The following is a 17,536-nucleotide window of genomic DNA, read 5'->3' on the forward strand; positions in this document are numbered from 1 at the left end:
CGGTCGGCCATGCCGATGCACCAGGCACGCCGGCTGATCGGTGTGACCGCGGTCGTGCTGCCGCCGCGCGGCGCGGTGTACAGCGTCGCCAGCCGCCGGGTGTTCGACACCGTGCGCACCGTGGTGCCGGTGGTCGAGCAGCTCTCCTTCGACGAGGCTTTCGGCGAGCCGCCGGAACTGATCAGCGCATCCGAGACCGAGGTCGAAGAGTTCTGCGCGCAGCTGCGCCGACGGGTGCGCGACGAGACCGGCCTCATCGCCTCCGTCGGCGCTGGTTCGGGCAAACAGATCGCGAAGATCGCGTCCGGTCTGGCCAAACCCGATGGCATTCAAGTCGTCCGGCGTGCTGACGAAAAACGGCTGCTGGACGGCCTTGCCGTGCGCAAGCTGTGGGGGATCGGCCCGGTCGCCGAGGAGAAACTGCACCGGCTGGGCATCGAGACGATCGGGCAGCTGGCTGCGCTGGGCGAAGCAGAGGCGGCCAACATCCTGGGTGCGACGATCGGGCCCGCGTTGCACCGGCTGGCGCGTGGGATCGATGACCGTCCGGTGGCCGAACGCGCTGTGGCCAAACAGATCAGCGCGGAATCCACCTTCGCCACGGATCTGACCACGCTCGACGAACTGCGCGAGGCGATCGCCCCGATCGCCGAACATGCCCAGCAACGACTCTCTCGGGACGGCCGCGGGGCCCGGACCATCACCGTCAAGCTGAAGAAATCGGATATGAGCACGCTGACCCGCTCGGCAACCCTGCCGTATGCGACCACCGACGCCGCCGCGCTCGCCGCGATGGCCCGTCGGCTCCTGCTCGATCCGCGTCAGATCGGGCCGATTCGCCTACTGGGCGTGGGCTTTTCGGGCCTGACCCATGTTCGGCAGGACTCGTTGTTCCCGGACTTGGAGCTGGCGATGCTGGATACCGATCAGGGAGCCGACACCGTGCACGCCGAGCGGGACGCGCTCGCGCCGGCGACGACGGACAGCGAGTGGCGGGTGGGCGATGACGTCGCGCACCGCGAGCTGGGGCACGGCTGGGTACAGGGCGCCGGCCACGGCGTGGTCACCGTGCGGTTCGAAACCCGCGGCTCGGGGCCGGGCTCGGCACGAACCTTCGCCGCCGACACCGGCGACATCGCCCGGGCCAATCCGCTCGACAGCCTCGACTGGCCCGACTACCTTGCCGCCGTTGCCGAAACCTCGTCAGCCCAGGCGACCGACGACCTCGCGCAGGGGTAGCCGCGCCGCCAACGCGGCCATGGTCAATACCCGCGCCTGACTCGGTGGCAGCTTAGGCACCATCACCGCTCCGGCATCGACCAGGTCGTGGCCCGGGCCGTATCCGGGGCTGACCCGTCCGCCGGTGACCCGGGTGGACACCGCGACCACCACACCGTCGTGGCAGTGCCGTCGCACCCCGTCGATCACCGCGTCGGGGGCGTTACCGGAACCGAGCGCTTCCAGGACGATGCCGCCCGCACCCGCATTCACGCACGCGTCCATCGCCGCCGCGTCGGCTCCCGGGTACGCCGCGACGATGTCGACTCGCGGTGCTGCCGCCGCGCTGAGCTCGCCGAGGAAGTGACGAGTCTTGGTCCGCGTCATGGTGACCCCGCCGTTGACACTGCCGAGCAGCTCACCCGCGAACGCGTGCGCGATCGCTACCTTGTGCAGTCCGGCCGGCTGCAATATCCGCCCGGCGAACGACACCAGCACCCCGAGACCGCGGGCACCGGGATCCGAGGCCACCGACACCGCATGGCGCAGATTCGCCGGCCCGTCCGCGTCCGGCGCGTCGGCGCTGCGCATAGCGCCGGTGATCACCAGCGGGACCGCGCCGCCGTAGGTGAGATCCAGCCACAGCGCCGTCTCCTCGAGGGTGTCGGTGCCGTGCAGCACGACGACGCCCTCGGCGCCGCCGCTGGCCGCCGTGCGTGCCGCCGCACCGATCAGATCCCAGTCGGACGGGATCAACCGCGAACCGTCCTTGGCCATCACGTCGACGACATCGACGTCGAGGCCGGTGGTCAATTCCGCGCCACCGCGGCTGGGCCGCCACACTCCGTCGGCTGCGGTGGTGCAGGATATCGTCCCGCCGGTCGCGATGACGGTCACTCGGCTCACACGGAGATCATCTCCTATCGCTCGCCGCGCCCGGGCGCGGCGGGTCTCGGTGGCACCCCTAGTGGATGATGGAGGCGTGACGGACCAACCTACCGGCTCGGCTGAGCCGGTGACCGAGGCCGATACGGTCGGAGAAGCCGAGGCGCCGCGGACCCCTCGGAGGCGACAGCCGCTGCTGTTGTCGATCGCGGCGGTCGTGCTCGCCCTGGATATCGTCACCAAGGTGCTGGCGGTCAAACTGCTGACGCCCGGCCAGCCCGTGCCGATCATCGGCGAGACCGTGACCTGGACGTTAGTCCGAAACTCCGGGGCCGCGTTCTCGATGGCTACCGGCTACACCTGGATGCTGACGCTGATCGCGAGCGCCGTTGTGGTCGGGATTTTCTGGATGGGACGCCGGTTGGTGTCGCCGTGGTGGGCTGTCGGCCTCGGGATGATCCTGGGCGGCGCGATGGGAAACCTGGTCGACCGGTTCTTCCGCTCACCGGGCCCGCTGCGCGGGCATGTCGTGGACTTCCTGTCGATCGGGTGGTGGCCGGTGTTCAACGTGGCCGACCCGTCGGTGGTCGGCGGGGCAATCCTTCTGGTCACGTTGTCGGCGCTCGGATTCGATTTCGACACCGTCGGCCGCCGTACGTCCGACGATGCGGCGGGTCAGCCCGCCGAACACGTCGACGATACTCAATGACCGATCGGTCGATGCCGGTGCCCGAGGGCCTCGCGGGTATGCGGGTGGACGCCGGGCTGGCGCGGCTGCTCGGGGTGTCGCGCACAGCCGCCGCCGCGCTGGCCGAAGACGGCGGAGTCGAGTTGGACGGGTTGCCGGCCGGCAAGTCGGATCACCTGACCGCGGGAGCGTGGCTGCAGGTCCGGCTGCCCGAGCCGCCCGCGCCGCTGGAGAACACGCCCGTCGAGATCGAGGGCATGACGATCCTGTATTCCGACGATGACGTCGTCGCCGTCGACAAGCCAGCCGGGGTTGCCGCGCACGCGTCGGTGGGCTGGACCGGGCCGACGGTGCTCGGCGGGCTGGCCGCGGCCGGCTACCGGATCACCACCTCCGGTGTGCACGAGCGGCAGGGCATTGTGCATCGCCTCGACGTCGGTACGTCTGGGGTCATGGTCGTTGCGATCTCCGAGCGGGCGTACACCCTGCTCAAGCGGGCGTTCAAGCAGCGCACGGTCGACAAGCGTTATCACGCTCTGGTGCAAGGACATCCGGATCCGTCCAGCGGCACCATCGACGCACCGATCGGCCGTCATCGTGGCCACGACTGGAAATTCGCCGTCATGTCCGACGGTAGGCACAGCCTGACCCACTACGACACCGTCGAAGCGTTCGTCGCCGCAAGTCTGCTCGACGTACACCTGGAAACCGGCCGCACACACCAGATTCGGGTGCATTTCGCGGCGCTGCACCATCCCTGCTGCGGCGACCTGACCTACGGCGCTAACCCGAAACTCGCGAAAAGGCTTGGGCTGGAACGTCAATGGCTACATGCCCGGTCGCTGTCGTTTACCCATCCTGGGGACGGGCGGCAGATGGAGATCGTCAGCCCCTATCCGCAGGATCTGCAGCACGCGCTGGACGTGTTGCGGGCCGACACGTGACCTTACTCGCGAATAGTTGAGTACGGCTTAGCCGGCCCGGTGTTAGGCTCTTTCGCACCGGTGCGAATAAGGACCGAATCGGCAAAGGTAGTGAGATGGTGAAATGCGGCACTGTTACCACCGATGTCCGGGCCGAAGCTCAGCGGCCCCGCAAGAAATGGCTCGTTGATGTAGCGCCAGGCGAAACCAAGAGAGTCGAGGCCTGGCATCGCGCGGGTCCGTCAGCTCTGTCGCCAGCCGTACTTAGAAGCCAGGCATGTGCAACAGGATGGCATTAAGGGACTTGAATGTATCCTTGGCAGAATTCGAAGCGCTTCTTGCAGATCGTCGAAGACCCGTTTTATCGGCAGCTTGTTGCCCTTCAAGACGGTCTGCAACGAGACAGCTCCCGTTTCTGGACCGCACGCAATCTGCTCTTCATGTTTTTACCGATGACTACGCAGTCAATCTCCAGCCCGATGGGTCTGGGTAGCGATTCGAAACCCTTGGCTGTAGAGATCGGGGGTGCGCGGTGCTATCTGGCTGACTCCATGCAATTCATGCTTGAATATGGCTGCCGGTTTAACCCGCAGGGAGCCTGGTACATCATGCCAAGCTTTCGCGCCGAGCAGTCCGACGAGACGCATCTCAATGAGTTCTTTCACAGTGAAGCCGAGATCACCGGTGGGCTCGATGACGTCATGACGGTGGTCGAAGAATACCTGCGTGACATCACGGCCGGCGCGCTCGGCCGGATGCAGGCACACCCGGTACCCGGTCAAAAACTTTCGCACGTAGAGCAATTCCTTCGCACCGACAGAATTCCGCAAATCACCTTCGAGCACGCGGCGCGGCTGCTGGACAACAAGCCCGAGTACATCGAGTCCCATCATGGCTGGCGCACTATCACTCGTCAGGGCGAGCGGCAGCTCATGGCGGCGCACGGCGGAGCAGTATGGTTGACCCACTTCGACCACCTGTCGGTTCCGTTCTACCAGGCGTATTCCTCACGAGATGTGGAGACCGCCGCCAATGCGGATCTGCTCCTGGGTATCGGTGAAATGATCGGCTGCGGAGAGCGCCATCCTGACGGCGAGAGCGTCGAAAAGGCGTTAGCGCACCATCAGGTACCGCCGCACGAGTATGCCTGGTACATCGATATGAAAAGTCAATTCCCGATGCAAACATCGGGTTTCGGTTTGGGCGTGGAGCGGTGGCTACAGTGGCTGACGGGCGAGACTGATATTAGAAACTTGCAGTTGGTGCCTCGAATCCACGGATTTCAATCCGTATTGTAAAGAAGCCGATGCCAGGCATGCACCTTGATGATGTGGTTCGTGAAAGCGTCACCTTGGCGGAGGCTTTTCGTGAACATTGCCGCGCCTACGGGTATTCGGAAGGTGAGCGGGATACTCTTCGCTCCCACACGAACAAAACCATTCGATTCAATAATTCGTCTATTAGCGTGCTGGCACAAGAGTGCGACTTCAATCGGACTCCTCCACGCTTCCTGCTACAGCCCGCTCTGAGATTGCGAAACCAGGCATCAATTCGTCACACCGGTCAGATGTCGCCGTTCGGCTGCTATTTCATCGCCTTTGGCACGATTGCGCCACCGTCGGTCCTCGAGCGGGCATTCGAACACTTCGAGACGTTCTTCGTCGATGCGCTCGGAATCCCCGCTGATCGATTGGTGTTGCGCGGTACCGCGGATGATCCTGACCTTTGCGCATTGCTCCGAGGCGCGCGGGTACCCGTTGAAATAGACGGCTGCGAACAGCGGTTGTTCAGGCACCGATTCGGCGTTGACGGAGTGACCGGCCGCAATGTGAACATGGCGGTCATCTCTGGAGGGCGTCTCTTCGACGTAGCGAATTTCATCGTCATGGAACGGGACGGCGAAAAGTGGGCGCTGGAAACGGCGTTTGGAATCAACAACATTGTTACGCGGGTACATCAGCTCGCCCATCCTGTGCTCGCCACCGCTGCGGCGTGCCTACAGTCAGATGACGAGCAACGATTCATCTACCTGGATGCACTGTCGTCAGCCGTCGCCCTTGCGTTAGAAGGATTCAAGCCACAATCCCGCGGTCGGGAGGGTAACTACCGTCGTTTCATCACGGCGTTACTACCGATATGGCAGCGCGAGCCCAAAGTCCTTACCGATGCGGTTCATTCGGCGATGCACGCCGAAGTCGCGATCAGGAGGCATATTAGTCCCGCACGCTCGCTTGATCTCGGGGCCGACGAGGCAGCAGAATTTCTGCTCGCCCACATCAACCACGTTGCCGGCTGCTCGGAGCAATCGTCACTAACGTCACCCGGCGCGCGACGGGACAGCTAGATCGTGCGACCAAGGCTAATACCGTCGGTGCTGCAGGGTGGCGCGATGATCGGAATCGTGGCCCCGTCGTCGGGAGTCGCCGCGCTCTGCCCGCGCCGCTTCCTAAGAGGCCTCGCTCACCTAGAGGAGTTGGGGTTCACCCCGGTCGTAGGTGACACTGCTACCGCCCAATCACATATTGGCTACACCTCGGCGACCCCGCAGGAACGGGCTGACGATCTGAACCGGATGTTCGCAGATTCGCGTATCAATGCGATCATGACGACGATCGGGGGGACCGCGGCGAACCATATTCTCGATCACCTGGATGTTGATGTGATCGCGAGCAATCCAAAATTTCTGATTGGGTACAGCGATGTCACCTTGCTGCACGCGGCGTTGTGGCAGCGAGTCGGGCTGACATCGATTTCGGGCCCAGCGTTGCTGCCGCAGTTCGGCGAACCCGATGGGCCGCATCGTTTTACACAAGAAAACTTTCTCCGCGTTGTGGCGACCAGCGTGCCACCAGGGCGGATCGTGCCATCAGGAGTAGTGCTAGAGGGCGTTCGGCACTGGGACCTTGACGACGATCTGAAGCGGGTCGAGGCACCGGCGCCCGCGCCATTGGTACATGCGGAGGGCCTGGGTCATGGGTGGTTGGCGCCGCTGAACATCGAGTCGCTGCTGGCACTTTCGGGCACTGACTGGTATCCGGACCTCAGCGGCGCACTCCTCGTTCTGGAGGCGGCTGAAACGACCTCGGCGGCCCGGTTTCACCAGGGGCTTCACCAGCTCAAAGCCCAGCACGTCTTTCAGACTTTGGCAGGCCTGCTGATCGGTCGTTTTGATACACGTTCGCAGTGTCCTCCTGATTTGGTGTCGTGCATCGTTGACGACGTCTTGGGCAAGCCGGACTTCCCGGTGGTGAGTGGAATAGATTTCGGTCACACCGACCCTCTGCTCAGCCTGCCGTGGGGGGTAGCCGCAGAGATAAGCGCAACGTCGGGCGAAGACTTCATGTTCGCGATCTTGGAAGCGGCCGGTAGCTCACCCGGCGACGTAAATGTAGGAGAAGCAAGTTGACTGCACTCAGTTTGTTCGTCATACCGACTGACCGGCCGTGCGGGCCGCAGTTGAGGTCCTACCAAAGCGATATAGCCAAGTTGGCCACGAAACAACAGGTGTACGTCATGGTGCTGGAAGACAGGGCCCTCCCGGCGTCCGTGACCGAAGAGCACCGTGCGGCAATCACCGATGTCGTCTCGGCGACCGACGGCATCGATGGATCGGTCTTCAGTAACGATGAATGGAGGGCTTTAACTGCTGACCGAGCTTGGCCGTCCTTCGCGCACCACTTGATAAGTGACGAGCAGGAAAGCTATGGAAGGGCCTTCAACAAGTGCGCTCTGGTCGCCGCTGCTCTCGGTGCGACTGCTATTCACCGGCGGGATTCGGACACGAGTCTGCCTGGGCTATGCGATGAGTGGGGCGTCTACCCGTCGGACATCGAGTCGGACGTGTTGAACAACAAACCATTTGACGTTGTGGGCGGCAATTATTGGGGTAACTGGAACGTCGCGCTGGGTCCGCTTGCCGATGAGCCGGAACGGTTACGGTTGATCCTCTCGGCGCACGGCATCCCGACGGTCGGGCAGGACAACATCATCGACGAGCAGCTTCGGAGAGCGAAAGAGCCCCCGAAACCAGATCGCGGCGGCGTCACCCACGGCGCGTATCCGGACTTAGGGAACTGTGCGTTCCGCGCAGACGCAGCGCTTGCGTTTCCCGCGCCGCTCGTCCCCGACACAGTTGGTACCGACTATCTCTTTCTGGCGTTTGCGGTGCGTCTCGGTCGCGCCTGGTTGCACGGCGTGAATATGCGGCACGTGCATTCACCGGGTCGGGCGGAGTACGGCTACCTGCACGATTACTGGCTCCGCCGAGCCAAGCAGATGGACTTCTTGTTGATTTTTCACCATCTCGACGGACAGGGCGGCCTGGCCCAGGATTACGGCGCCGAGCGGATTCGACTTGGCAATGCGATGCGCGATCTGCGAGATCTGTGCGAAGACGCGGAACCGGTACGGCGGGTTTACTGGGGCGCTTACGCGGAAGCATTCCGTGGGAGTGAGCTGGACGAGGCTACCGGCATCGCGAGTCACATCAGGAGCATCGAAGGCGCTACGCGTCACGAAAACGACCTGGCGCTAGCAGATTACGGAGCACTACTACGAGATTGGTCGGGCATTTGTGACGGGCTGGTTCCGTTGCTGCGCGGATTTCTTCGCGATTAGCCGGGAGAATCTTCCCATTCTGGATCTGACCGTTGTCGCGTACTGATATTCAGGATGGCGACGGCACCAAGTACGCCAAGGCCACCTACGACGGCTACCGCGCCGGTTGCGGACCATTTTGCGACTCCGGCGGATACCACCGGTGAGACGGCGAGCATCATCAAGCGCGCCAGCGTTGAGCGAGCGGAGATGATCGTCGCACGCAAATGGCTTGGGATCCGGGAGTTGACATAGGCGTCGACGACAACCATCGAGGCGCGGTGAAGCCAGAAGTAGGCGCAGATGGCGAACGCCAGCGCCGGCACCGGCAACCGAGTTAGCAATGCGACGAGCCAAATGGTGGGGGCCAGCACGACAAGACCGGCCACGATTGACTTGTGCCTTCGCATCAACCTAGTCGCCGCATCGACCCTGGACTGGACAAGCAGTATTGCAACGAATACACCGCCGAACAGGGCGCCACCGGCTGCGCCATCCGCCGACCCGGCGCCGACGTCTAGCAAGGAAATCTGCCAGTACTGGATAGAGATCTGAAAGCTTGCGAAAAGGAGGCCGCTGCTGATCACCACCGACAGCGCACCGCGGTGCGACGACGCGACAGCACGCCACACTGCCGACGCGCCGACGGGCTGTAAGTGTGATGTCGCGGCGGCACCGGGCGGACGGTCAGAAGGATAGACCAGCCCGAAGATGACAGCAGAAACTGCCGCAAATATCGCGGCGGTGCTCCAGGTGCCCGTCGGTGTGATCCCGTAGACGATTCCCCCGAGCCCGGCGGCGATTGCCATCGCTTGATACTGCAGCCGGGTGAAGTGCAATATGCCCGTCGTCAGAGCTGCCTCATGCGCGTCAGCGCTCAGCCCGTCGGTGTATCTGTCAACGAATTCCGCTTCCAGGGCAGCCCCAATCAATGCGAGGGACGCCGCGTTGAAGATCTCCGCGACAAAGAGCCAGATCACCTGACCGGCCGCCGCTGTGATGCCGAGCCACGCACAGCCACAAAGCATCCCGATGATAATCGGGTTCTTGCGTCCAACCCGATCGGCCCACCAACCCAGCGGAATCTCGAGAAGCAACAGCCCCGCGGCCTGTACTGCTTTGAGATACATCACGTCCGCGGCGCTCAGTCCTTTGCTGATCAAATACAGAGTGCTGGTCGATCCGATGAACATCCGCGCCGCGTTGAAGAGAGCAGCGCACCGCGCCACGGTGTGAGCTCGTCTGCTCATCGGCGTCAAGTTTTACTCGGCGCCGCGGCTAGTTACGTACCCGGCGCGGATAGCTCTTCGCCTCGTCGACCCATTCTCTTTCGATCCGGCCGATCTCCAAGGACAGCAGCGCCACCGTTGGGTTGTCGCAGTTGACGTCAAGAGCGGTGCGGTATTTGGCGGCTTCGCCAGTGCTGGGCAGGTGTGGTCGCAGGCCTTCGAACCACTCGTCGCCGACGGCGTTGGGCGGGTCGTGGTCGCGAGGTCCGGCAGCCCACTGGCGATAGGTGTCTCGGGCATTCGCCAGGCCGGCTCGCCAGCTTTGGACCGAGTCGTGCCGCCGAGATTGCAGGCTGGACATCATCTGGTGCTTCTGCTCAGAGCTCGCCGCCATCCGCGGCAGCCAGGTGTCGCCGATTACTCTCACGACGCCCAAGACACCCGCCGTCGACGCGCCCGCCACCAGACCCATCAAGCCCATGCCCGCCATGCTCATACGCAGATCGTCGCATCCAGGCTCGGTGATCGCTATGGCTTGCGGGCCTCGGCGAGTACTCGAGTCGCATGGGCGACGAAGGGGCCGTTGGCCTCGATCTGCTCATGCATCTCGCGCAGCCGTTCGTGATAGCGCTCGACGGTGAAGTCCGGCACCGTCCAGATCACCTTGCGCAGGAAGTAGATCACCGCGCCGATATCGAAGAACTCCGCCCGAAGCCGCTCCATGCGCATCTGGACCACCTGTAGGCCGGCAGCTTCTGCCTGGGTGGTCTGGATTTTCGGTTGCAGCTCGGCCCATTTGTGCGGCTGCGGTCCGAGGAAATATTCGAACAGCTCCGACATCGTCGCGGGCCCGATCTGCTGCGCGAGGTAGCTGCCGCCGGGCCGGAGCACCCGGGCGATCTGGTGCCAGCGCACCACTATCGCGTGCCGGCTGGTCACCAGGTCGAACGCGTCGTCGGCGAACGGCAGGGACGTCTCCTCCCGGGTTGCCACCACCACGACGCCGCGCGGGTGCAGCAGCTGGGTGGCCAGCGCCGCGTTGGGCGGCCACGACTCGGTGGCGACCATCGTGGGCGGGAAAGTCTCCGCTCCGCACAGCACCTCGCCGCCGCCGGTGTCGAGGTCCAGGGCGGCCGACACCGTCGCCAACCGCTGACTCAGCAGTCGCTGGTACCCCCACGATGGCCGTTCCTCGGTAGCACGGCCGTCCAGCCAGGAGAAGTCCCAGCCGTCGACCGGCGCCGCGGCGGCTTCGGACACCAGCTCGTCGAATGACCGGCTCATTCGTGCATTGTCGCCGATGCCGGGGACGCGTCCGAGCAATTGGATGCCGACACGATTTGCACGTGACAAATCCTTCGGCGAGGCTCACGCTCAAAGTTCTTGAGACAACACAGCGAATGGACACGGGAAGTGCCGAAGCGATCGGATGAGGCGACGGTATGACCGACCCGGATGACGCGTCGCTGACGGGGTTCACCGTGGCTATCACCGCGGCGCTCGGCGGTGACAACCCACGCGTGGTCGAGGCCGCGGTCGGGCGCCTACGATCGGCGCTTGGCGCCAAGGAGCTGATCGCCACCGTGATCAAACGTGGCTACCGACTGGCGGTGGACTTCATCCCCGACGACGCCGGGATGCCGCACTGACCAAGCTGGGGCGGCCCGCAGGACTCGAAACCCCTTGGGCGTCAAGATGATCAGTGTTGACGTGGTGATCAGGGCGCGAGCCGGATATGGCCCGGCGGCGCCGGTGGAGCCTGCGATGGGCTCTCCGGTGCTGGGGCGCCGTTTCCACCGCCGGGCTCGGGAGCAGGCGCAGGAGCCGCAGGAGCCTGCGGCTGTTCTGCCTGCGGCGGCGGTTCCTGTGGTGGCGGTTCCTGGGGCGGCGGCTCGACCTGTTGCTGCCGTTGCGGCGCCTGCTGAACGTGTCGCGGCGGTGGGGGTGGTTGCTGCGGGGCCGGCGCCGGCGCCTCTGGCGGTGGCGGTGCCGCAGGCACCGGCAGCGGCTTCGTCGGAGGAATTTCTCCGGTGGGGAGACCTTCAGTCACCGAGGTCAGCACTACCACGACGCCGCGCGAGCCGCGCCAGTGGTAGGCCGCGATAGACGCGATCTTGCCTCTGTCGTATGGGCAGTAGGCCTCGACCGATGCGACGATGAATTGGTTGATGGTCCTGGTAATGCGGTCGGCGGGATTCAGGCGCGTGAGCGGATTTTCGTTGTAGCCGTTGTTTCTGATCAGGTCCACCAAGTCGCCCACCGACATGCCGCCGTCGAGTTTGGAACACGCTTTGTGCGCTGTTTCGATGAGGCTGTTCGCGTTGTCGACCGGGGGAATCTCCTTCTGGCCAAGGAGATCGAAGAACGTCTGGTCTTGGTCTGGGTTGGCCGCGGCTGTGCGGACGGGCAGAAAAGCCGCCGAGACGAGTATGACGACAGCCGCTACCGCAACCGGAAGTTGACGGACGATGCCGGAAAACATGGCCGGGTTTCCGTTCTGCTGAAGCAATCGCCAGGCGAGCCTATGCGTTCCAATTTAGGCCGCGCGTGGCGTTCTCGCAGATTTCCCCGGACTTGGTTGAAGGGGGGTTCGCCGAGCGTGCGGTCCGCGCGATAAGCCAGGCCGCCAATTCGCAGACCCCGCACGCTCGGCGAAGTTTGAAGCGGTGTTCAGACGACCGCTTTGATGTCCTCCGATGCGACCTCGCCGGCCAGCGGGGCGATGGCTCGAAGAATCTCGGTGATCGTGTCCGGGTGCAGCCCGGCGGCGCATAGCGAGTCCGCCAAATGCGCGGTCACCATGGCGAAGTGATGCATCGTGATGCCACGGCCTTCGTGCACCTGCCGGATCGGCGTACCGGTGTAGGGCCCAGGCCCGCCGAGCACCGTGGACAGGAATTCAACCTGCCTGGCCTTCACACACTTCATGTTGGAGCCGGCGTAGAAGCCGGCCAGGTTGTCGTCGTCGAGCACACGGCAGTAGAAATCCTCGACAACGACTTCGAGGGCGTCGTGACCGCCGATCTGCTCATACAGCGATGCCGCACCGGGCCTGCGAAAGCGGGTCAGTATTCCCATGCGCAATAGCGCACCACCTCACCGTTGCCCGCCAGTTAGGACGCCATCACCGCGGGATTACCCGGCGTAACAACCGGATTGCGCGAAGACGCGCCTGTACTGCTCAGCCGTATAGCAGACTCGGTACAAATGCCAGGGGAATCAGCATCGGGAGAGCGTGGAAGCTATGAATCTGGGTGATCTGACCGGTCTGGTCGAGAAGCCTTTCGCCGCAGTGTCCAACCTCGTCAACACTCCGAACTCGGCGGGCCGCTACCGACCCTTCTACCTGCGTAATCTGCTCGACGCGGTACAGGGCCGCACGCTGCACGATGCCGTCGACGGCACGATCACCCTGATCACCGGGGGGTCGTCGGGCATCGGCGAAGCGGCGGCGAAGAAGATCGCGGATGCCGGCGGCGAGGTGGTGCTGGTGGCGCGCACCCGGGAGAAACTGGAAAAGGTCGCCGACGAGATCCGTAGCAGCGGGGGCACGGCGCACGTCTACCCGTGCGACCTCTCCGACATGGACGCCATCGCGGCGATGGCCGACCAGGTGCTGGCCGATCTCGGCGGTGTAGACATGCTGATCAACAACGCCGGACGGTCGATACGTCGCTCGCTGGCGCTGTCCTACGACCGCATCCACGACTATCAGCGCACCATGCAGCTGAACTACCTCGGCGCGGTACAGCTGATCCTCAAGTTCATTCCGGGCATGCGGGAACGCGGATTCGGTCAGATCATCAACGTGTCATCGGTCGGGGTGCAGACCCGCGCGCCGCGGTTCGGCGCTTACATCGCCAGCAAGGCTGCGCTGGACAGCCTGTGCGACGCGCTGCAGGCCGAGGTGGTCGCCGATGACATCAAGTTCACCACCGTGCATATGGCGCTGGTCCGGACGCCGATGATCAGCCCGACGAAGATGTACGACAAATTCCCCGCCCTGACCCCGGATCAGGCCGCGGGTGTGATCACCGATGCGATCGTGCACCGGCCCCGGCGGGCCAGCTCGCCATTCGGGCAGTTTGCCGCCGTCGCCGACGCCGTCAACCCAGCGGTGATGGATCGGGTGCGCAATCGAGCGTTCGGCATGTTTCAAGATTCGTCCGCCGCCAAAGGTGATCAATCCGACAGCGGCGCAACCGATTTCGACCCCCGAAGCGAGACGTTCGTTCGAGCGACCCGCGGAATCCACTGGTGAGGCGATCATGAGTCTTCCGAAACCGACCAACCGAGAAGCCGTTGTCATCACCGGTGCCTCGTCGGGCATCGGCACCGAGCTGGCCCGCGGACTGGCCCGGCGCGGCTATCCATTGGTGCTCGTGGCCCGCCGCCAGGAACGCCTGGACGAGCTCGCCGACGAGGTCCGCGCCCAGTACTCCGTAGCAGCGGATGTCTTTCCGCTCGATCTGTCCGATGCCGGGGGGCGCGAGCAACTGGCGGAGCGGCTTCGCACCGAGGCGATTGCCGGGTTGTGCAACAGCGCCGGTTTCGGCACCAGCGGGGTCTTTCAGACTCTGCCGGTCGAGCGGGAAAGCGAGGAGGTCGTCCTCAACTCGCTGGCGCTGATGGAACTGACCCACGCCGCACTGCCCGGCATGGTCGAGCGGGGAGCCGGCGCGGTACTCAACATCGCCTCGATCGCGGGATTCCAGCCGATGCCCTACATGGCCGTGTATTCCGCGACGAAGGCATTCGTGCAGACCTTCTCCGAGGCGGTGCACGAGGAACTGCACGGCACCGGCGTCTCGGTGACGGTGCTGTGCCCGGGTCCGGTGCCGACAGAGTGGGGTCAGATCGCCAGCGCCGAGCGCTTCAGCATTCCGCTTGCGCAGGTGTCGCCGCACGACGTCGCCGAAGAGGCCATCGGCGGAATGCTCTCCGGTAAGCGCAGCGTGGTGCCCGGAATCGTGCCGAAGGCGGTGAGCATCGGCGGCCGGTATGTGCCACGCAGCCTGCTGCTGCCCGGCATGCGGATCGGCAACCGCTTGCGCGGCGGACCCAGTCGCTGATGGCCGCTGTCGACGTGATGGCCGACGTGCCGATGTGCCCGCACGATATGTGGGAGGACCGAAGGGTCTACAGATCCAGCGAACGGCGGTAACCTGGCCGAATGGTGCGGGGGGCGCGTGGAGCCGCTATGTCCGAAGCCAGGGGGCTGTTCGGCTGGATCGGCGTGGTTGTGCAGCGCTGGCCGTGGGCTGTCATCGGCTTCTGGATCGCGCTGGCCGCTGTTCTGTCGGTGACGATTCCACCGCTGACCGAGATGGCCAGCAAGCGGCCGGTTCCCATCCTGCCGAACGACGCCCCGGTGCTGGTCACGACGAGACAGATCTCGCAGGCGTTCAACCAGTCGGGCTCCGAAAATGAAAACGTCCTGCTGGTCGTCCTGACCGACGACAACGGACTGAACCCCTCCGACCTTGCCACCTACCGCACGCTGGCCGACAACCTGCGGCCGGACACTCGCGACATCGTGCTGCTGCAGGACTTCATCCACACACCCGCCCTGCGCGAGGCGATGACCAGCAAGGATCACAAAGCCTGGTATCTGCCCATGGTGCTCTCCGGCGGGGTGGGCACACCCGAGCTGCATGAGGGGTTCGGCAGGGTCTCCGACATCGTCAAAAAATCCGTGGCGGGGACCACGCTCACGTCAAACCTGACCGGCCCCGCGGCTACCGGCGACGACCTGATGTACATCGGTATCCGCGATATGCACGTGATCGAGGCCGCCGTCGTGATCATGGTGCTGATCATCTTGTTGGTCATCTATCGAAATCCGCTCACGATGATGCTGCCGTTGATCACGATCGGCGTATCGGTCGGAGTCGCGCAGTCCATCGTGGCGGGCATCGCCGAACTCGGGCTGGGCGTCTCCAGCCAGACGATTACCTTGATGACGACGATGATGGCCGGGGCCGGCATCGACTACGCCGTGTTTCTGATCAGCCGATATCACGACTACCTGCGGCAAGGGATGCCGTCGGATCAAGCCGTCGTCACGGCGCTGTACTCGATCGGCAAAGTGATCGCCGGGTCTGCGGCCACGGTGTCGATCACCTTTCTCGGGATGGTCTTCACCCACTTGGGGGCCTTTAGAAACGTCGGTCCCGCGTTGGCCTGTTCCATCGCGGTGGCGTTGCTGGCCGCTGTGACATTCCTGCCGGCCCTGATGGTCCTGGCCGGAAGGCGAGGTTGGATCAAGCCACGCCGCGAGCTCACCACCCGGTTCTGGCGGCGCTCGGGTATCCGCATTGTGCGACGACCCGTGAGCCATCTGATCGGCAGTCTCACCGTGCTGGTCATTTTGGCCGGCTGCGCGACGTTCGCCCGCTTCAACTATGACGACAGCAAGACACTTCCGCGTTCGGTAGAAAGCTCGGTCGGATACAAGACGCTGGCCGAGCATTTCCCGTTGAACGCCACCATTCCCGAGTACCTCGTTGTCCACTCGTCAGAAGACCTCCGGAAGCCGGCCTCCCTTGTTGATCTGAAGCAGATGCAACAGCGGGTGGGCCAAATGCCCGATATCGCGGCGATCCACGGCGCCCCGGTGCCCACACCGAAATCGGGCGCCAAGAAAACGGCCGAAAACACATCTGCGGACGATGGGCTGACAATCGGTTCTGCCGGAGGTTTGACCGATAAGCGCGACAAGCGCGACAAATCAGACGGCGACGGAGCCGATGGTTTCCCCAACGTGGCCTCCCTGCTGTACTCGGTTGCCAGTACCGGGACCTCCACACCTGACATGGGCCTGCCGCCCGAACTGGCCGCCCTGGCCCCGCCGGCCGCCCCAGACAAAAAAGTCGATGAGACGGCAACGTTCGTCAGCACGGTGCGTGCGCTCGGCTTCGCCATGTCCCTGGATGTCGCGGAGATCGCCAACTCCGTCGACGCGTCGCCGGTGACCGTGCTGGACGTGGTTGCGGTCACCGACCGTGACGGTGGCGCGCTGAAGAAGATGTCTGATTTCGCCGAAAAGCTGGAGAACTTTCCCGACGCGAACACCATCGAGGTGGCGTCGCGAAATGTGCGGCAAATACTGGACGACGCCAGCAACGACCTACGGGTGCTGGGCAACGACGACACCGGTCAGAGGCAACGCACGGCAGAAACGCAGAAGGATGCGCACAACTACGCCGACGCGATTCATCAGATGATCGACGGCGTCAAAGATCTGATCAAGCAAACCGAACACACCGGAGGAGGATTGAACAGCGCGCTGACGGCTTTCATCTCACCCGATGGACACACGGCGCGGTACTTGGTTCAAACCAAGCTCTATCCCTTCGGCACCGATGCGATGAACCAGATCCACGGCATCATTGATGCCGCTCGGGGGCCTCACCCGGATGCGTTGTTCAAGGAAGCCTCGATATCGGCATCGGGAGTCACCGCGATGCTCCGAGACACCCGCGCCTATTACGGACAAGACATCAATCTCATCATCATCATGACCATTCTGATTGTGTTCCTGATTCTGGTCGCGATACTCCGTGCTGTGATCGCACCGCTGTACCTCATTGCCTCAGTGGTGATCTCGTATCTGTCGGCACTCGGCATCGGCGTCATCGTCTTTCAGTTCATTCTCGGCCAGTCATTGACATGGAGCATCCCGGGACTCACGTTCATCGTGTTGGTCGCCATGGGCGCGGATTACAACCTGCTGCTCATTTCGCGGCTGCGGGAGGAGTCACCGCACGGGATACGCTCCGGCGTGATCCACACGGTGAGCTCGACGGGTGGTGTGATCACCGCCGCAGGTGTCATTTTCGCGGCGTCGATGTTCGGCATGTTGTTCGCCAGCATCAGCACTCTGGTTCAGGCAGGTTTCATCATCGGGACCGGGCTGCTGCTGGACACCTTCCTGGTGCGCACCATCACCGTGCCCGCCATCGCCGTGCTGGTCGGCAAGTGGAATTGGTGGCCGT

The 17,536-nt window shown here is 63.8% G+C and carries 16 protein-coding genes and 1 pseudogene; 11 read left to right on the forward strand and 6 right to left on the reverse strand.

The features are described from left to right. Nucleotides 1-1,239, forward strand: a 1,239-nt coding sequence (locus WAN02_RS22890) for a DNA polymerase IV (RefSeq protein ID WP_422266666.1), incomplete at its 5' end; no start/stop codon positions are given. Here WAN02_RS22890 and WAN02_RS22895 read toward each other — a convergent pair. Further along, a complete protein-coding gene (locus WAN02_RS22895; protein ID WP_422266668.1) occupies nt 1,204-2,124 on the reverse strand; it encodes an asparaginase in 921 nt (306 codons plus the stop codon). The genes WAN02_RS22890 and WAN02_RS22895 overlap by 36 nt on opposite strands. A 76-nt stretch (nt 2,125-2,200) precedes the next feature. Between WAN02_RS22895 and lspA the strand changes: the two genes are divergently transcribed. From lspA to WAN02_RS22925, 6 genes are all read left to right on the forward strand, one after another. After that, nucleotides 2,201-2,812 carry a signal peptidase II gene (gene lspA / locus WAN02_RS22900; RefSeq protein ID WP_422266670.1) on the forward strand — a complete coding sequence of 204 codons (612 nt, stop codon included), beginning with the start codon at nt 2,201-2,203 and terminating at the stop codon, nt 2,810-2,812. After that, nucleotides 2,809-3,735 carry an RluA family pseudouridine synthase gene (locus tag WAN02_RS22905; RefSeq protein ID WP_422266672.1) on the forward strand — a complete coding sequence of 309 codons (927 nt, stop codon included), beginning with the start codon at nt 2,809-2,811 and terminating at the stop codon, nt 3,733-3,735. Before lspA ends, WAN02_RS22905 begins: the two co-directional genes overlap by 4 nt. Before the next feature lie 317 nt (nt 3,736-4,052). Continuing rightward, entirely contained in the window at nt 4,053-5,012 is a 960-nt protein-coding gene (locus tag WAN02_RS22910; protein ID WP_422266674.1) for an amino acid--tRNA ligase-related protein, read from the forward strand. An 8-nt stretch (nt 5,013-5,020) separates the two neighbouring features. Continuing rightward, the gene (locus WAN02_RS22915) at nt 5,021-6,058 is read left to right on the forward strand and encodes a hypothetical protein (protein ID WP_422266676.1); all 1,038 of its coding nucleotides are present in this window, start codon (nt 5,021-5,023) and stop codon (nt 6,056-6,058) included. Nucleotides 6,059-6,103: 45 nt separating this feature from the next. Next, a complete protein-coding gene (locus WAN02_RS22920) occupies nt 6,104-7,120 on the forward strand; it encodes a S66 family peptidase (protein WP_422266678.1) in 1,017 nt (338 codons plus the stop codon). Then, the gene (locus WAN02_RS22925; RefSeq protein ID WP_422266680.1) at nt 7,117-8,331 is read left to right on the forward strand and encodes a DUF6271 family protein; all 1,215 of its coding nucleotides are present in this window, start codon (nt 7,117-7,119) and stop codon (nt 8,329-8,331) included. Before WAN02_RS22920 ends, WAN02_RS22925 begins: the two co-directional genes overlap by 4 nt. On the opposite strand, the gene WAN02_RS22930 is transcribed toward WAN02_RS22925, so the two are convergent. Genes WAN02_RS22930 through WAN02_RS22940 form a run of 3 tightly spaced genes read right to left on the reverse strand, consistent with a single transcriptional unit; the run spans nt 8,328 to nt 10,823 of the window. Then, complete coding sequence (locus tag WAN02_RS22930) at nt 8,328-9,560, reverse strand: MFS transporter (RefSeq protein WP_422266682.1); 1,233 nt, start codon at nt 9,558-9,560, stop codon at nt 8,328-8,330. The genes WAN02_RS22925 and WAN02_RS22930 overlap by 4 nt on opposite strands. Before the next feature lie 28 nt (nt 9,561-9,588). Beyond that, nucleotides 9,589-10,035, reverse strand: coding sequence for a hypothetical protein (locus WAN02_RS22935; protein ID WP_422266684.1), 447 nt, complete (start codon nt 10,033-10,035; stop codon nt 9,589-9,591). A 32-nt stretch (nt 10,036-10,067) separates the two neighbouring features. Continuing rightward, nucleotides 10,068-10,823, reverse strand: coding sequence for a class I SAM-dependent methyltransferase (locus WAN02_RS22940; protein WP_422266685.1), 756 nt, complete (start codon nt 10,821-10,823; stop codon nt 10,068-10,070). Nucleotides 10,824-11,044: 221 nt separating this feature from the next. Between WAN02_RS22940 and WAN02_RS22945 the strand changes: the two are divergent. Beyond that, nucleotides 11,045-11,188 (forward strand): annotated as a pseudogene (locus WAN02_RS22945) (uroporphyrinogen-III synthase); the annotation flags it as partial. Between the two features lie 68 nt (nt 11,189-11,256). Here WAN02_RS22945 and WAN02_RS22950 read toward each other — a convergent pair. Beyond that, complete coding sequence (locus WAN02_RS22950; RefSeq protein ID WP_422266687.1) at nt 11,257-12,021, reverse strand: DUF732 domain-containing protein; 765 nt, start codon at nt 12,019-12,021, stop codon at nt 11,257-11,259. 188 nt (nt 12,022-12,209) lie between these two features. Beyond that, nucleotides 12,210-12,617 carry a group I truncated hemoglobin gene (locus tag WAN02_RS22955; protein WP_422266689.1) on the reverse strand — a complete coding sequence of 136 codons (408 nt, stop codon included), beginning with the start codon at nt 12,615-12,617 and terminating at the stop codon, nt 12,210-12,212. Nucleotides 12,618-12,783: 166 nt separating this feature from the next. Between WAN02_RS22955 and WAN02_RS22960 the strand changes: the two genes are divergently transcribed. From WAN02_RS22960 to WAN02_RS22970, 3 genes are all read left to right on the forward strand, one after another. Then, nucleotides 12,784-13,800, forward strand: coding sequence for an SDR family NAD(P)-dependent oxidoreductase (locus WAN02_RS22960; protein WP_422266691.1), 1,017 nt, complete (start codon nt 12,784-12,786; stop codon nt 13,798-13,800). Between the two features lie 7 nt (nt 13,801-13,807). After that, nucleotides 13,808-14,611, forward strand: a complete 804-nt coding sequence (locus tag WAN02_RS22965) for an SDR family NAD(P)-dependent oxidoreductase (RefSeq protein WP_422266693.1) — start codon at nt 13,808-13,810, stop codon at nt 14,609-14,611. A 128-nt stretch (nt 14,612-14,739) separates the two neighbouring features. Continuing rightward, the coding region (locus tag WAN02_RS22970) for an RND family transporter (protein ID WP_422266695.1) at nt 14,740-17,536 on the forward strand (2,797 nt) is incomplete at its 3' end.

This window comes from Mycobacterium sp., assembly GCF_049281135.1.
Taxonomy (GTDB): domain Bacteria; phylum Actinomycetota; class Actinomycetes; order Mycobacteriales; family Mycobacteriaceae; genus Mycobacterium.

What these genes read in the sequence shown, in the direction of transcription:
- WAN02_RS22905 (WP_422266672.1), top strand. Translation starts at nt 2,809, where the DNA reads ATGACCGATCGGTCGATGCCGGTGCCCGAGGGCCTCGCGGGTATGCGG.
- WAN02_RS22920 (WP_422266678.1), top strand. Translation starts at nt 6,104, where the DNA reads ATGATCGGAATCGTGGCCCCGTCGTCGGGAGTCGCCGCGCTCTGCCCG.
- WAN02_RS22915 (WP_422266676.1), top strand. Translation starts at nt 5,021, where the DNA reads ATGCCAGGCATGCACCTTGATGATGTGGTTCGTGAAAGCGTCACCTTG.
- WAN02_RS22950 (WP_422266687.1), bottom strand. Translation starts at nt 12,021, where the DNA reads ATGTTTTCCGGCATCGTCCGTCAACTTCCGGTTGCGGTAGCGGCTGTC.
- WAN02_RS22940 (WP_422266685.1), bottom strand. Translation starts at nt 10,823, where the DNA reads ATGAGCCGGTCATTCGACGAGCTGGTGTCCGAAGCCGCCGCGGCGCCG.
- WAN02_RS22965 (WP_422266693.1), top strand. Translation starts at nt 13,808, where the DNA reads ATGAGTCTTCCGAAACCGACCAACCGAGAAGCCGTTGTCATCACCGGT.
- WAN02_RS22930 (WP_422266682.1), bottom strand. Translation starts at nt 9,560, where the DNA reads ATGAGCAGACGAGCTCACACCGTGGCGCGGTGCGCTGCTCTCTTCAAC.
- WAN02_RS22935 (WP_422266684.1), bottom strand. Translation starts at nt 10,035, where the DNA reads ATGAGCATGGCGGGCATGGGCTTGATGGGTCTGGTGGCGGGCGCGTCG.
- WAN02_RS22960 (WP_422266691.1), top strand. Translation starts at nt 12,784, where the DNA reads ATGAATCTGGGTGATCTGACCGGTCTGGTCGAGAAGCCTTTCGCCGCA.
- WAN02_RS22955 (WP_422266689.1), bottom strand. Translation starts at nt 12,617, where the DNA reads ATGGGAATACTGACCCGCTTTCGCAGGCCCGGTGCGGCATCGCTGTAT.